Below are 14,623 nucleotides of genomic sequence, written 5' to 3' on the forward strand. Positions count from 1 at the left end.
ATTAAGGTTCCAGTTTTAAAGTTATTGTCAGTGTTGTCTCGTCAAAATTTAATACATCAGACACCGTTTGAATATCTCCCGGCCGTTGTTCTACTGTACCGGACAATGACATTCGCGCCACTACCTGCACCTGGTCGGAATTTGCCAGGCTCCAGCCGCTTTGCATCGCCATTTGCTCCGTTAACACCAGTTGCAACTCTCCTTCCGGTAACGGAATACGTTGCACCGCTAACGGTAACGCTGCGCCATCTGCCGCACGGGCGAATAAAAACAAGCTGGCGTCCGGGTTAGCTTGTTTCAGCTCTGGTGCCACATACAAATTAACACGGATTTGCCGGCCGGCAGTTGCATCTGCTACGCCCAGTTCAGCCAGGCGTTGCTGCACCGCATCATAACGCGGGTCATCTTGCGGCAATTGCTGTAATAACATTTGCCACGCGGCTGTGGCCTCGGCCATATCGCCTTTCTCATAGGCTATCAGCGCCATCAACGACAGCGCATCGCTGTTTTGCGCTTCACGGCTCAGCACTCTTGCTACTGCCCTGCCTGCCCGCGCCAGGCTATCATCATCACCCAGTAAAATAAGCGCCTGAGCGTAGCTCAGCAGCAATGGTGCCCGCTCCGGTGTCAGCCTCAATGCGCGCTCAAAGGCATCTATCGCCTGCTCAACCGCACCTTGCGACAAACGAATACGGCCCAGCAACATCCAGGCCACAGCGTCGTCGCCCTCGTTGGCTAACCGTGTACGCAGTGCCAATGCAAACAGCTCTACTTCTTGCTCTGACAACGGCTCGCCCTGGTTTAACAATGCACGCTCACCGTATTGCTGCAGATTTTGTTGCGCTTGCTGCCAGTCGTGTAACTGCCGGTAATGCCCATTAAGCGCGTAAACGCCGCCGACTATAACTGCCACCAGCAGTAGTAATATCGCCGGTACCGGCCAACCCGCGCGGTTATCTTGTTGCAGCTGATTTTGTTGCTGTAAGACAAACTGGCTTTTCAGCTCTTGTGCCGCGCTGTCAAAATCCTGCTCTGCCAGCTCGCCGGCATCGCGCGCCAGGGCCAATAATTGCAAGCGCTCTTCAAATAACTGTGCCGGGGTTTGCAGCGCTAATTGCGCACTGCGCCGTGGCCAAAACAGGCATAGCGCTGTTAACAACAGCATGCTTAAAGCAGCAATAAACAACGGCCACATCATTCTTTTTTACTCCGGTAACGGTCGATAAGCTGATCCAGCTCGCTTTCAAGCCCTTGTTGCTCTGCCCCGGCACTTTGCGCATCTTGCGGTACTTGCTGTACCCGGCGATACAAACCGGCGCCGGCCAATGCCAGTAACATTAGCAGCGGTGATAACCACAGCCATAAGGTATAACGGTTTAACGGTGGTTGATAATGCACAAAATCACCGTAGCGGTTTTTCATGTAATCCAGTACCTGTGCCCTGTCGTGGCCTTCCCGCACCAATTGATAGGTTTTTTGCCGCATATCTACCGCGACAATGGCATGAGAGTCGGCAATATTCTGATTTTGGCACTGCGGACAACGCAGCTCTGCCGTGAGCTGCTGATACAGCTGGCGTTCGGTTTCATTTTCAAAGCTGAGTATTTCCTGCGCCTGGCCACTTACAGCGCACAACAGCAGTAACACACCAAGTATCCGCATCATGGTTGGCTCCATTGCTGATACAGCGGCGCCAACTTAGTACGCCATACCTGCGGGTTGATATCACCGATATGGTGTGCACGCACTACGCCGTTGGCATCAATAATAAAGGTTTCCGGCGCTCCGCTGACGCCTAAATCCAGTGCCAGGCTACGCTGCAAATCGAGAATATTAAATTGGTACGGGTTGCCATGCTGGGCCAGCTTTTGTGTTACGTCCTGCTGTAGCACCGCTAAGTCGAACGGGGCGTCAAATGCCGGGTCGCGCGGTAGTTCATAATACAGGCCGACAATTTTAACGCCCTGGCTACGCAGCTCGGTTAAATAGCCCAGCTCTGCATTACAGGTTGGGCACCAGGTGCCCCACACGTTCAGCAAAAAGGCTTCGCCACGCAGCTGCTCCGGTGTCCAGATATGCTGCGGTTGCATCAAATCCGCCAGAGCAAAATCCGGCAATGCCGTGTCCAGTGCCGCTGAGGCCCGCTCGCGCGGATCGGAAAACAAGCCGCTGAGTAAAAACAACGCTAATGCCAGAAATAACACCAAAGGCACATAAAACAATACTTTACGCATTAGCAGGCTCCGTTGGCTGCCCTGAGGTTTTGCGCCGGTAACGCTTATCTGCCAGAGCAAGCAAAGCACCGAATGACATTAATAAGCCACCAAGCCAAATCCAGCGTACAAAAGGTTTAACCTGAATACGCATCGCCCAAGCATTGCCGGGCAACTCTTCGCCCAGCGACACGTATAAATCGCGGCTTAACCTGGCGTGCACCGCCGACTCCGTCATAATGGTGCGCTGAATACGATAAAAACGTTTTTCTGCGTGTAAATGGGTAAGGTAACGGCCGTCTTTACGCACATCCAGCTCGGCGGCCTGGCCACCAAAGTTGGCGCCGTTAAGCTCATAAACTTCCACCAGGGTAAAGTCGTAACCGGCTACATGAGCAGTGTCGCCTGCCTGCATGCGTACATCGCGCTCTACGGTATAAGTTTTAGTCATCGCCACGCCTACCACCAATACGGCAAAGCCGATATGCGCCAGTGTCATACCGTAGTGGCTGGCATTTAACTTAGTGATACCTTTGCCGACAGAGCCAAACTGACGAATGCGCAGTGTTACTTCCGCCAGCGCGGAAATACCTACCCAGGCACCGAGCAATAAGCCCATTAATGCCAGATTAGCCTGCACCGTTTGCATGCTGGCCATAACGCCCAAAGCCAGAGTTAACGCCGCTAATGCCAGCAAACTAAAGGGTTTAATTAACGGTGCTAACTGCTGTTGCTTCCAGCGTACCCAGGGGGCTAACCCCAACATCAGAGCAAACGGGATGGTCAGGTAGTAAAACATTTGATTAAAGAACGGCTCACCGATAGAAATAGACCCCAAGCCCAACTCTTTATGAAACAGCGGGAACAAGGTACCGAGGAATACGATTAAACAGGCGGTTAGCAGAAAAATATTATTGCCCCACAGCAGCATTTCGCGTGAGAACAGCTGGTAGCGCGCCTGGCTGCGTACTGAGTGCATCCGCCGGCCGTACAACAGTAAAGAACCACCAACCACTAACAATAAAAACACCAGCAGGTACATACCGCGGCCGGGATCGGTGGCAAAAGAATGCACCGATACCAACACGCCGGAGCGGACTAAAAAGGCGCCGACCAAACTAAGCGCAAAAGCCGCCAACGCCAGCAGCACAGTCCAGCTTTTAAAGGTGCCGCGTTTTTCCGTTACCGCCAGGCTGTGAATAAGCGCAGTACCGGCCAGCCAGGGCATAAAGGAGGCATTTTCTACCGGGTCCCAAAACCACCAGCCCCCCCAACCCAATTCGTTATAAGCCCACCAACTGCCGAGCATAATGCCCAAGGTTAAAAATAACCAGGCTGCCAAAGCCCAGGGCCGCACCCAACGCGCCCAAATACTGTCAAAGCGGCCGCTCATCAGCGCCGCAATGGCAAAGGCAAAAGCCACTGCAAAACCAACATAGCCCATATACAAGGTAGGCGGATGTAAAATCATGCCAAAGTCTTGTAACAAGGGGTTAAGGTCGCGCCCTTCTACCGGATAAAACGGCAGACTACGCTCAAACGGGTTAGACATAAACAGCGAAAAGGCGATAAAACCAGCCAAAATAATACCGAGAATGGCCAAAATACGGCCTTGTAACAGCAACGGCAGCGCTTTGGAATACTGCGCCACCAGCGCAGTCCAGCCGGCCAGCATTAATACCCACAGCAGCATGGAACCTTCGTGCGAGCCAAAGCTGGCGGTAATTTGGTAATACCAGGGCAAGGTGGAGCTGGAGTTTTGCGCCACATTAATTACGGTAAAATCGCTGCTGCGAAAGGCGTAAATCAGTGCCAGCATCGCCAGTAAGCAAAACACAAACTGGCCCAGCGCCAGCGGCTTTGCCAGCAGTAACAAACGCTGGTTAGCGACAAAACTGCCGTATAACGGCACTATGGCCAACAGAACCGATAGCGCAAAAGCAAAGGTAAGCGCCAACTGACCGGCTTCAACTATCATCTAGTAACGTCCTTCTGCTGGCTTGGCGTCGCTGTTTTTTTGTTGCAGCTGTGACGGCGGTACATGCCGGATACCTTTTAATGCTTCGGCCACTTCCGGTGGCATATATTCTTCATCGTGTTTGGCCAGTACTTCAGTAGCGGCGATGGTTGTCTGGTCCACTAATGTGCCCTGGGCCACGATGCCCTGACCTTCACGGAACAAATCCGGCAAGATACCTTCAAACGTTACTGTCACCACCGGGCCGGTGTCGACCAAATCAAAGCTGACTTTCAGCGAGTCCGGGTCCCGCTGTACGGAGCCTGGCACTACCATACCGCCAATACGCAGGCGCTGGCCGGGTTGTGGCTTAATTTTGTCTTTGCCCAAACCTTCAACCAACTGCGATGGCGTGTAAAACAGATCAATATTTTGCTGCAAGGCATACAACATAGCGGCCACAGCGCCGGTTAACAGGCCAATAACCAGTAAAACCGCAAATAAGCGTTTCTGACGTCTTGATTGCATTACTCTGTGTGCTCCTGATACTGCTTAACCCGTTGCTCACGCGCTAACCTCGCGGCCAGCTGCTGTTTAAACTGCTTATGCTGATAATGGCTGTAAGCCACCAGGCCAACCAGCAACAAATAGGTAATACCAAATGACAGCCAGACAAACAGGCCGTAACCGCCCATGGCCCAAAACTCTGCCCACGACTGAAAATGCATTTAGTGTCCTCCCGCCAGCGCTTTTACCCAGGGCCGGTGTTGCTCGTTCTGTAAAATGGCATTGCGAAGGCGCAAACACAGCAACGCTAACATTAATATTTTAAACGCCAGGATGCTGATCAACAGCGGCCACAGCATACTGGGATCGATCGACGGCTTGGCAAACTTGGTTATAGACGCGCCCTGATGCAAAGTGTTCCACCATTCGACAGAAAAATGGATCACCGGCAAATTAATCACGCCGATCACTGCTAACAAAGAAGCGGCTTTAGCCCCGGTTTGCCGGTCAGAAAAAGCACCGCTCAGCGCTATCACGCCCAGATACAAAAACAACAAAATAAGCTCAGAGGTTAATCTGGCATCCCATACCCACCAGGTGCCCCACATTGGCTTGCCCCAGGCCATGCCGGTAATCAGTGCGATAGCGGTATACACCGCGCCCACCGGTGCTAGCGCCAGTACTGACCATTGAGCAACTTTTACCTGCCATACCAAAGCGGTAAAGGCCGCAATAGCCATAGCAGAGTATGTGCCCATCGACATAATGGCCGAAGGCACATGAATATGAATAATGCGATAGCTGTCGCCTTGCTGATAATCCGGCGGGGTAAAGGCCAGGCCCCAAATATTACCCAACAACAATAGCAACACGGCTAACGCCATTAACCACGGATACAGCCGGCCGCACAAATGATAAACGGTCTCAGGCTTGGCATAAGGATGCAACCACTTAAACATATCAGCTCACATTCAATTTTAATGCACTGATCACCGCCAGCGGGATCAACGCCATTGCACACAACAACATTGCCAGCATAATTGCCAGCTGCCCATGATACGGTAACGCCATGGATGCAGCTTCTATTGCTGCACTGGCAAAAATTAACAACGGAATATACAGTGGCAGTATCAGCAGTGCCAGTAAAATGCCGCCTTTATCGGCCGATACTGTAAGTGCTGCACCCATTACGCTGAGTAAGCTCAGCAATGGCGTGCCAAGCAATAAGGTAAACACCATGGCGACTAAACTGGCCTGATCAATGTTAAGCAGCAAGGCCACCAGCGGCGACAGCAACACCAACGGCAGACCGGTACTAAGCCAATTGGTAATTAACTTCGCCAACACAAAACTCAATAATGGCTGTTGTGCCGCCACTAACTGTTCTATGACACCGTTACGGTAATCGTCTTTAAACAGCCGCTCTGCCGCCAGCAGCACACTGAGCAACGCCGCTATCCAGACGATGCCCGGCGCCATAATACGTAATAAGTTAGGCTCTGGCCCCACGCCCAGCGGAAACAAGCTGAGCACAATGACAAAAAACAACAGCGGATTAAGCCAGTCGGCTTTTTGCCGCGCCAGTAAGCGAAGCTCCCGCTGCGTAAAACGGTATAAGGTTACCATCGGTAAACCAGCTCCAGCGTGGTTAACGCCTCATAAGTGATCTGCAGTGGTTGGTGTGTGGTTAGCACTATCGCGCCACCTGATTGCAGGTGCTGCAAAAAGTGCTGTTGCAACATTGCAATGGCGCCCTGATCCAGTGCAGTAAAAGGCTCATCTAAAATCCACAGTTGCCGTTTTACAAACCACAACCGTGCCAATGCCACCCGGCGTTGCTGCCCGGCCGACAACATACGACAAGGAATATCTTCCAGCCCCGCCAGCCCTAACTTTGCCAGCAGCGTAAAATCGTCTGCCGCGGCCACACCCGACGCTGTACGCCAAAAACTGACATTTTCCAGCGCAGTAAGTTGCTCATGAATACCGCTTTGGTGGCCGATATAACATAAATCAGCGGCGTAGCCTGCGCCGGCCTGTGCTAAGGTTTGCTGCCGGTAATATACCGCGCCTTCATCAGGCTGCGCCAATCCGGCCAAAATACGTAACAACGAGCTTTTACCGGCACCATTTTTACCGGCAACCTGTAACAGCTCACCGGCGCGCAGTACCAGGTTTTGTTGTTCAAACAACACCCTGTCCTGACGGATACAGCACAACTCGCGGCCTTCAAGCAAAGGCTGAGCGGTTGAAACGTGAAAAGGCTGTGGTTTAATGTCTAACCTCTGACTATCGACGACGGTTAAAATTGCGCGCATATTACCATATTGACGGCATAATACGAATGCAGCAGCATGGCGGACCAAAGCAAAACAGGTAAAAACATGAACCAGATCAATCCGGATAAACTGTTGCAGCCGTTGCAGGGCAACAAGCCTGATAGCCCTGCAATTAAGCTGATGCTGGCAGAGGTGTATCAAAGCCAGGTGCAACAGTTAACCGATGGCCGCTTTCGGTTGCAATTACCCTCGCCGCAGGGCGCGCTGCATATTGTTTTACCGGCATCAGCCAGCGCCGCAGTGCAAGCCATGCTTCCGGCCATACCGGTAAACCCACAGGGCAGCTTGCAACAGCTGCAGCTGCAGTTTCAACCACTGGCTAACGGTCAGCTGCAGTTGACACTGCAAACAGCCGTCAACACTCTGAGCATTCCATTGTCGGCGACGCAAGTGCGGCAGTTATTGGCGATATCAGTGCCCGGCAGCACGACTGCACAAGCAACAATACCGGCCAGGCTGCTGCCAGCTGCCGCTGCCGTTACTCTGGCAGCGCCCGGCTTTAACCCGGTGCCGTTATCCACACAAACACAGCAAGCGCTCAGCGCTATGCTACCGTTGTTGTCTGGTGCTACAGCACAGCTAATGCTAAAACTGGATACCAGCACTACAGACTTACAGTTGCGTTTAATCGCGGTGCCGGCGCACTCTAATCAAGGCAATACGACCGGCAACAGCGTGACGTTACAAAAATCTGAGCAAGCGGCAGTATTACAGCAATTGGTAAGACTATTTAATCAGCAAGCCGGCACCGCTGATACCACTAAACTGAACCCGATGCTGCAGTCAGCACTGCAATCCGTGTTGTCAGCAGCACCAGCAGCCTTGCCGGCACAGTATAAGTTGCAATTGCAGCAACAAACCGGCCAATGGCAACTGCAGCTAAGTACTGCGCCCGTTAGCAGCAAAATAAACGTGCCGGCAGACGATATCAGCCGGCCGCTGCAATTTGTCGCCAGCCCAAACCAAAGCAGTAACGAAAAAACACCGCTAAATGCCTCCAATACCTCTGCAGCCTTGCAACAAACAGCACAACAAGCCGTACAGCAAGCCTGGCGACACTTATTACCATTACTGCCGGCCACTGCAGATCCACTGGCCGGCACAGCAGACTTACCGGAGCCGGTGCAACAGATATTACAGCTATTGCGACAAAGCCAACCGGATGGCGCCAAAGTACAAACGCCGCAACACATTACGCAGCAACTGGCATCGCTACTGCAGTTTCAGCCACTGCAGCCGGCAGCGACGGTGCAAAGCAGTGGCGGTGCTTTGGCAGCGGCAATTCAACTGCTGCTGGGCAACCTGTTGCAACGTCCGCCTGCACTGGCCACTATGCCGGCGAACCAGCGTTTGGTGCAATTAGTTAACCAACTGGAACCCGCTCAGGCCGGCAACCTGCTGCGCCAATTAGCCGGTCACAGCAGTACTTTGCAGCAAAGCCAATTAGCCACCTTAGACAGTAATAACGCTGCGCAGCAACAGCTGTTGCTGCAATTGCCACTGCAACTGGCGGGCCAGTCAGTATTCAGCCAGTTGCAGGTAGAGCAACGCGAAGCCGATGGTAAGCAAGGCGGCGAAAAACAAACACAATGGCAGCTGACAATGAAATTTGATTTGCAGCAGTTAGGCCAGTTACTGGTGGTAGCAAAACTGCAACAACAGCAATTGCAGCTGCAGTTTTATACAGAGCAGCAGCACGCCAAACAGTTGGCCGAGCAGTTTTTACCGCTGCTGAAAGACCGCTGCAACGCCCAGGGGCTTGAAGTAAGTCAGGCAGAATGCGTACTGGGAAAAATACCCGACAGCTTATTGCCAAGGGCTAACAGCTTACTTACAGTTAAGGTATAAACAGAACTATGACAGACAGTGAACAGAAAAGCGGCCGCGAGCGCACGGCGACAGCCTTACAATATGAAGGTAAAAAAGCGCCTACTGTTACTGCTAAAGGGCATGGCCAGTTGGCAGAGGAGATGATTGCGCTGGCACGTGAGCATGGTGTATTGGTGCATCAGGATGATGAGCTGAGTAAATTACTGGGCCAACTGCAGTTAGGCGAACAGATCCCCGCCCAACTGTATATTGTGATTGCTGAGCTTATCGCCTTTTCATATGTACTGCAGGGGAAATTTCCGGACAACTGGCACAATATTCACCAGCGCATTGATATTAAAAGCTAGCCTTGCTGCTTTTGCTGGTGTAAGTTAAACAGCAATTCAGCTTCCGCACGCGGCAGTTCACATTCGCGCATGATTTCATCGAGATCAGCGCCCAGTTGCACCATTTTCATCGCACGGCTGTATATCTTTGACTCGGGATCTGTCAGTTCCAAAGCCTGCTGTTTATCAGCCAACTGCTGCAGTTGTGCGGTTAGCTGCTCGCTAAGCTGGCTAAGCCCGCTATCCAGTTGCAGCACCCGTTGGCCGACGCCAATAATACCGGCACGTAACTCTTCTACTTCAAGCTGACTACCGGCCAATTGCTTAGCCGCATACTCCAACCGTTTCTCCAGCGCGCTTTGCTGCTGTTGCTGTTGCCGCTGCTGCCGGCCAAGCCACATATAAATACCGACCGCAAACAGCAACAACAGGCCGGTTTGAATTGCTACACCAAGCCACATAAGGGTTCCTAGATCGAGTTTACTTCTTCCCACTCTTCTTCGCTGAGCAATTTGTTCAGGTCAACAAGAATAAGTAACTCGCCTTCACGGTTGGATACGCCCTGAATAAAACGCGCGCTTTCATCGGTACCAACATTAGGCGCAGTATCAATTTCGGATGATTTTAAATACACCACCTCGGCCACACTATCGACCATAATGCCGAGTACTTGCTTTTCTGCCTCAATAATCACAATACGGCTATTATCGGTAACATCGGCCGGCGCTAAACCAAAGCGGGAGCGGGTATCAATAACGGTTACCACATTGCCACGCAGGTTAATAATACCCAGTACATAGTCCGGTGAGCCCGGCACCGGTGCAATTTCGGTATAGCGCAGCACTTCCTGCACCTGCATAACATTAATACCGTAGGTTTCATCCTGCAGCTTAAATGTTACCCACTGTAATACGACATCGGCTGCTACGTTTTTGTTGGCAGACTGCTTGGTTAAATTACTCATGCACAGCTCCTGTATAAATAGCTTTTCCGGTTAAGCACTGATATCCAGCCCCCGGTTTAATAAATCAATCATAGCGTCAACATCAATCAGTACGCACATATGCTGTTTGATCAAACCAGCCATCCACGGACGTTTGCCTTCTGCCTCACGCCACTTCACCTCATCCTGTTCCAGTACATAGGTGTTAATCAGGGTTTCGCAGCACAGGCCCCAGTTACTGTTACCCAGCATAATAACATATTGATAGTTTAGCTTTTGCTGCAAAGTTTGATCATATTTTTCCGGCATTACCCAGCGCGCGGTATCAACAATATTTATTTTTTGTTCACGATACAGCATAACACCTTTAAACCACTCAGGTTTACCGATAAGGCTGCTGACATTACCCAACTGATGAATACCGCCCAATTCTTTTAACGGCACCGCCACTTTTAACCCGGCAACGTCGAAAAACAATGCCTGAAACCGGCCCTGACGATAATCTTTCAGCTGCGTTTTCGCCGCTACCGGTATAGCCGCTTTAACTGCCGGCGCTACCGGAGCAATGCGCTCAGCGACCGGGATATCACGCTGTGCCAGGCTTTGTGCCTGTTCTGCCGCCGCAAATTTAGCTTTGAGGGTTTCCAACGCTGCATTATCTGCCAGCGTAGCATCTGCCGGCGCAGCCTTTACCGCAGTTTTCACTGCCGGCGCTGTTACCACCGCCTGTGACAACAAAGCATTAAGCTGCTGCTTTTTCTCTTCTGCCAGCACTACGGCATCAGTATCATCCTCTGTCAGTAAGGCTGACAGATAATGCTGCATCACTTTCTGGCTGGCAATTAAATTACTCATCCGTTACTCCGGTGCCAGTTGCAGTAAATAAGTCAGCAAGGTGTTGTAGGCAAACACACCGCGCGATGCCGAGGCAAATTCACTGGGCGGGGTTTGTGCCAGGCTGGCATCACGAAATTTGGTATCTACCGGGATAACAGCCGACCAAACCCTGTCCTGATATTTGGCTTTCAGCTCTTTATACGCTTCCAGCGATGCCTTAGTGCGTTTGTCATACATGGTCGGAATAATGGTGTAGGCGTAATCTTTTTTCTGTGAAGTACGCATTAGTGCCATAGTGGCAATCATGCGCTCCAGGCCTTTTAAAGCAAGGAACTCGGTTTGCACCGGAATTAAAATACGGTCGCAGGCAGCAATGGCGTTTACCATTAACACGCCCATTACCGGCGGGCAGTCGATCAGTACGTAATCGTATTCTGTTTTAACTTTTTGCAGTGCTTTTTTCAGCATCAGCCCCATACCGCCTTTATTACCAAGCGAGCGGTCCAGGGTTGCTAACGCCATAGATGATGGCAAAATATCTAAATTGGCTACACCACTGGGGCAAAGTGATTGCATAATCTCTTCGCTGGTGATGTCTTTACCACGGATAAACATGTCGTATACGCTGACTTCCAGTTCTTCCGCATCGATGCCAAAATAGTACGTCAGCGACGCGTGCGGATCGGTATCAACCAGCAGCACTTTATAGCCACGCTGCGCCAACAAACCGCCGAGGGTTACTGTAGTGGTGGTTTTGCCTACACCACCTTTTTGATTTGCTACCGTCCAAATTACCACTTCAGGGTTCCTGTTGTTGCTCCGGCTGCGCATCCGGGTTGTCTTGCCGCGTAGTAATACGAATACCACCGCCGGGTAGGGCGATTACTCTGATACTGCCGTCCTGTTGCGAGATCTGTTCCAGCTGACGCTGCAAGGCGTCATTTTCAGCGTTTTCATCGCTGTTGGTTGTTTGCTGCTGTTCGGCATAGCCGTAGCGCGAAATCGCGATAACTACTTTACGGTTTGCGGCCCGCCCCTGCGCGTTGTCATTAGCGCTAAACGGATAATACTGACCAAAACCCTCAATAGCCATACGCTGTGGTGCTGTGCCCAAACGTTCTAACATACGCAGCACTGACGTTGCCCGGCTTACTGACAATTCCCAGTTAGAGGCGAACAGTTCGTTGTTAATCGGTTGATTATCAGTGTAGCCACGCACACGAATAAAATTATTGATTGGATTAATCACTTTGGTAATTTCAGCCAACAATGTCTGTGCCGACGCCGTTGCTGTGGCGCTGCCACTGGCAAACAGTAAACCACTACTCAGTTCAATCGTCAGCCAGTTTTCATCCTGCTGTATTTTTGCCAGGCCCTGCTCCAGCAGGTTAGCCAACGCGCGGGTTAACTTTTGCTCCACAGATTGTAATGGGCTGCCTAACTGTTTCGCCGTAACCTCTGACAACTGCTTTGCATCTGCAACCAGAGCAGGGCCTTTGGCCTCCTCCAGTGAGGTGCCGTATAACTCCAGCTCACTTTGCGGTGCCGGTTTGGTTAACACCGCACTGCCAGGCACTCCGGTGCCGGATTGCTCCGGCTTTTCAAACATACGGGTAATAGAATCTGCCAGTACATTGTATTGCTCTTCTTTTACAATAGACATGGCGTACAACACCACAAAAAGCGCAAACATCAGTGTCATATAATCGGCATAAGACACCAGCCAACGGTCAAGCTGTTCTTGCTCTACGTGCTGATGTTTTTGCTTATGCCGGTACATACTTGCTTAACCCGGATGGTAAGCGGCCAGCTTACGCTCAATATTACGTGGATTTTCACCATGAGCAATCGACACCAACCCTTCGACGATCAGTTCATGGTACAGCGTGCGTTGCTGCACCAGGCTCTTTAACTTATTGCCCACCGGAATAAACACCAGGTTAGCAAAACCGACACCATAAATAGTGGCAACAAAAGCGGTAGCGATACCCAAGCCAAGCAATTCCGGCTCAGAAATATTCGACATCGCCTGAATAAGACCCAACACCGCGCCGACAATACCAATAGTCGGGCTGTAACCGCCCATGGCATCAAAAATTCGCGCCCCACGCAGCAAACGCTCGCGCTCCAGCGTCAGCTCTGCATCCAGGGTATCTTGCAACACCGCCGGCTCTACACCGTCTACCAATAAATTAAGACCACGGTGTAAAAACGCATCATGTTCTGCCAGAGCATCATTTTCCAGTGCAAGAAAACCGCTGCCGCGAGCTGCACTGCCCCATTGCACTATACGTTCTGCGGTGTGCTCCAGCGGCAACTGCGCCGGACGAATCACCCAGGGTAACATACTTAACCCGAGGCGGAATTGATTAAAAGGTGTTTGCAGCATAACTGCACCGACGGTGCCGCCAACTACAATTAAAAACGCCGGAAAGTGCAACAAGGTGGATAAGGCACCACCTTCCATAACAAAGCCGCCGGCAACTGCCAGCACCGCTAACAAAAAGCCGCTGATGGCCAGCTTATCCATGCGTCACTTCCGTGATAAGGCGGGTTGCTACTTCGTTCAGGCTAACTTCTACATCCATTAAACCGGCTGCAGCTATCGCTTGCGGCATACCGTACACCACACAGCTGGCTTCATCCTGAGCCCAAATCCGTGCACCGCTTTGCTTTAACAACCGGGCCCCTTCACGGCCATCGGCACCCATACCGGTTAATACTATCGCCAGTACTTTATCGCTGTACACTTTAGCTGCGGTGGCAAAGGTGATATCTACGCTGGGTTTAAATGTAATGCGCGGCGAGTCATCTTCTTTAATGCGTAACCGTGCTTCGCGGTCGTTACCTTCAATCAACATTTGTTTGCCGCCGGGTGCCAGATACGCCACCCCAGGCCGCAGCACATCATTATCGACAGCTTCACGTACTTCCACTTTCGCTAACGAATTTAAGCGCTGGGCAAAAGCGCCGGTAAAGGCAGCCGGCATATGCTGAATTAATACGATGGGTAGCGGAAAGTTGGCCGGCAATGCAGTAATAATACGTTGCAATGCCACCGGACCGCCGGTAGAGGTACCTATCGCCACTAACTTATAACTCTTACCGCTGGCATGGAAAGTGCCGCTGCGCGCCGGCGCAGTGACTCTGTCGCTAAGCTTTGGTCGTTCAAAGGCGGTACGGGTTAATGCCGGACGCTCGCTTAACCGCGGCGCCGGTGTTTCAGTGCGTGCAGCGATGGTGCTGCTAAAACCCGTTCTGCCCGGCTGGCGTTTACGTGCTACGGCTTTAACTCTGTCGCGCAGCAACTGCCCGGCTTCGTCTTTATCGCGGGCGATGTCTTCAAATTTTTTCGGCAGAAAATCTACCGCTCCGGCTTCAAGGGCGTCAAAAGTAGCTTTTGCCCCTTCATGCGTTAACGAGGAGAACATCAGAATAGGGATACGCTGTTGCTGCATTATTTCGCGCACAGCAGAAATGCCGTCTAACACCGGCATTTCCACATCCATAGTAATAACGTCCGGCTTTAACGCTAAGGCTTTATCTACAGCTTCTCTGCCGTTATTGGCGGTGTCGATAACTTCAATATCGCCATCCTTTGCCAGGATTTCTGTCAAGCGGCGACGAAAAAAACTGGAATCATCGACCACTAACACCTTAATCGCCATAGT

The 14,623-nt window shown here is 51.5% G+C and carries 18 protein-coding genes; 2 read left to right on the forward strand and 16 right to left on the reverse strand.

Translation table 11 applies throughout. The features are described 5' to 3' along the window. Nucleotide 1 precedes the first annotated feature (1 nt). The 9 genes from ccmI to ccmA are packed head-to-tail and all read right to left on the reverse strand — an operon-like array spanning nt 2 to nt 6,995. Nucleotides 2–1,198 carry a c-type cytochrome biogenesis protein CcmI gene (gene ccmI / locus HRH59_RS06710; protein WP_173500500.1) on the reverse strand — a complete coding sequence of 399 codons (1,197 nt, stop codon included), beginning with the start codon at nt 1,196–1,198 and terminating at the stop codon, nt 2–4. Beyond that, entirely contained in the window at nt 1,195–1,665 is a 471-nt protein-coding gene (locus tag HRH59_RS06715; protein WP_231702418.1) for a cytochrome c-type biogenesis protein, read from the reverse strand. Before HRH59_RS06715 ends, ccmI begins: the two co-directional genes overlap by 4 nt. Next, nucleotides 1,662–2,234: a DsbE family thiol:disulfide interchange protein gene (locus tag HRH59_RS06720; protein ID WP_173500501.1), complete on the reverse strand. Its 573-nt coding sequence runs from the start codon at nt 2,232–2,234 to the stop codon at nt 1,662–1,664. The genes HRH59_RS06715 and HRH59_RS06720 overlap by 4 nt, the downstream gene beginning before the upstream one ends. Next, complete coding sequence (locus HRH59_RS06725; RefSeq protein WP_173500502.1) at nt 2,227–4,191, reverse strand: heme lyase CcmF/NrfE family subunit; 1,965 nt, start codon at nt 4,189–4,191, stop codon at nt 2,227–2,229. Before HRH59_RS06725 ends, HRH59_RS06720 begins: the two co-directional genes overlap by 8 nt. Beyond that, nucleotides 4,192–4,698 (reverse strand): cytochrome c maturation protein CcmE, encoded by a 507-nt coding sequence (ccmE, locus tag HRH59_RS06730; RefSeq protein ID WP_173500503.1) that lies wholly within the window; start codon nt 4,696–4,698, stop codon nt 4,192–4,194. Continuing rightward, nucleotides 4,698–4,898 (reverse strand): heme exporter protein CcmD, encoded by a 201-nt coding sequence (gene ccmD / locus HRH59_RS06735; protein WP_173500504.1) that lies wholly within the window; start codon nt 4,896–4,898, stop codon nt 4,698–4,700. The genes ccmE and ccmD overlap by 1 nt, the downstream gene beginning before the upstream one ends. Then, the gene (locus tag HRH59_RS06740) at nt 4,899–5,636 is read right to left on the reverse strand and encodes a heme ABC transporter permease (RefSeq protein ID WP_173500505.1); all 738 of its coding nucleotides are present in this window, start codon (nt 5,634–5,636) and stop codon (nt 4,899–4,901) included. It lies immediately after the preceding gene. A gap of 1 nt (nt 5,637) precedes the next feature. Next, complete coding sequence (gene ccmB, locus HRH59_RS06745) at nt 5,638–6,303, reverse strand: heme exporter protein CcmB (RefSeq protein WP_173500506.1); 666 nt, start codon at nt 6,301–6,303, stop codon at nt 5,638–5,640. Then, nucleotides 6,297–6,995, reverse strand: a complete 699-nt coding sequence (gene ccmA / locus HRH59_RS06750) for a cytochrome c biogenesis heme-transporting ATPase CcmA (RefSeq protein WP_173500507.1) — start codon at nt 6,993–6,995, stop codon at nt 6,297–6,299. Before ccmA ends, ccmB begins: the two co-directional genes overlap by 7 nt. Nucleotides 6,996–7,061: 66 nt before the next feature. Between ccmA and fliK the strand changes: the two genes are divergently transcribed. Next, on the forward strand, nt 7,062–8,864 hold the full coding sequence (gene fliK, locus HRH59_RS06755; RefSeq protein WP_173500508.1) for a flagellar hook-length control protein FliK: 1,803 nt from the start codon (nt 7,062–7,064) through the stop codon (nt 8,862–8,864). An 8-nt stretch (nt 8,865–8,872) separates the two neighbouring features. Then, nucleotides 8,873–9,193, forward strand: coding sequence for an EscU/YscU/HrcU family type III secretion system export apparatus switch protein (locus HRH59_RS06760; protein ID WP_173500509.1), 321 nt, complete (start codon nt 8,873–8,875; stop codon nt 9,191–9,193). Here HRH59_RS06760 and HRH59_RS06765 read toward each other — a convergent pair. Genes HRH59_RS06765 through HRH59_RS06795 form a run of 7 tightly spaced genes read right to left on the reverse strand, consistent with a single transcriptional unit; the run spans nt 9,190 to nt 14,620 of the window. Beyond that, nucleotides 9,190–9,633, reverse strand: coding sequence for a DUF2802 domain-containing protein (locus HRH59_RS06765; RefSeq protein WP_173500510.1), 444 nt, complete (start codon nt 9,631–9,633; stop codon nt 9,190–9,192). The two genes, HRH59_RS06760 and HRH59_RS06765, sit on opposite strands and share 4 nt — an antisense overlap. 8 nt (nt 9,634–9,641) lie before the next feature. Next, the gene (locus tag HRH59_RS06770) at nt 9,642–10,136 is read right to left on the reverse strand and encodes a chemotaxis protein CheW (RefSeq protein ID WP_173500511.1); all 495 of its coding nucleotides are present in this window, start codon (nt 10,134–10,136) and stop codon (nt 9,642–9,644) included. Nucleotides 10,137–10,166: 30 nt separating this feature from the next. Next, nucleotides 10,167–10,970, reverse strand: coding sequence for a chemotaxis protein CheW (locus HRH59_RS06775; protein ID WP_173500512.1), 804 nt, complete (start codon nt 10,968–10,970; stop codon nt 10,167–10,169). Nucleotides 10,971–10,973: 3 nt separating this feature from the next. Beyond that, nucleotides 10,974–11,750: a ParA family protein gene (locus HRH59_RS06780; protein WP_173500513.1), complete on the reverse strand. Its 777-nt coding sequence runs from the start codon at nt 11,748–11,750 to the stop codon at nt 10,974–10,976. A gap of 1 nt (nt 11,751) precedes the next feature. Next, a complete protein-coding gene (locus HRH59_RS06785) occupies nt 11,752–12,732 on the reverse strand; it encodes a flagellar motor protein MotB (protein ID WP_173500514.1) in 981 nt (326 codons plus the stop codon). A gap of 6 nt (nt 12,733–12,738) precedes the next feature. Continuing rightward, nucleotides 12,739–13,482, reverse strand: a complete 744-nt coding sequence (locus tag HRH59_RS06790) for a flagellar motor protein (RefSeq protein WP_173500515.1) — start codon at nt 13,480–13,482, stop codon at nt 12,739–12,741. Beyond that, entirely contained in the window at nt 13,475–14,620 is a 1,146-nt protein-coding gene (locus tag HRH59_RS06795; RefSeq protein ID WP_173500516.1) for a protein-glutamate methylesterase/protein-glutamine glutaminase, read from the reverse strand. Before HRH59_RS06795 ends, HRH59_RS06790 begins: the two co-directional genes overlap by 8 nt. Between the last annotated feature and the right edge of the window lie 3 nt (nt 14,621–14,623).

Origin of the sequence: Rheinheimera lutimaris, from assembly GCF_013283795.1 — a bacterium.
In the GTDB taxonomy this organism is placed as follows: domain Bacteria; phylum Pseudomonadota; class Gammaproteobacteria; order Enterobacterales; family Alteromonadaceae; genus Alishewanella; species Alishewanella lutimaris.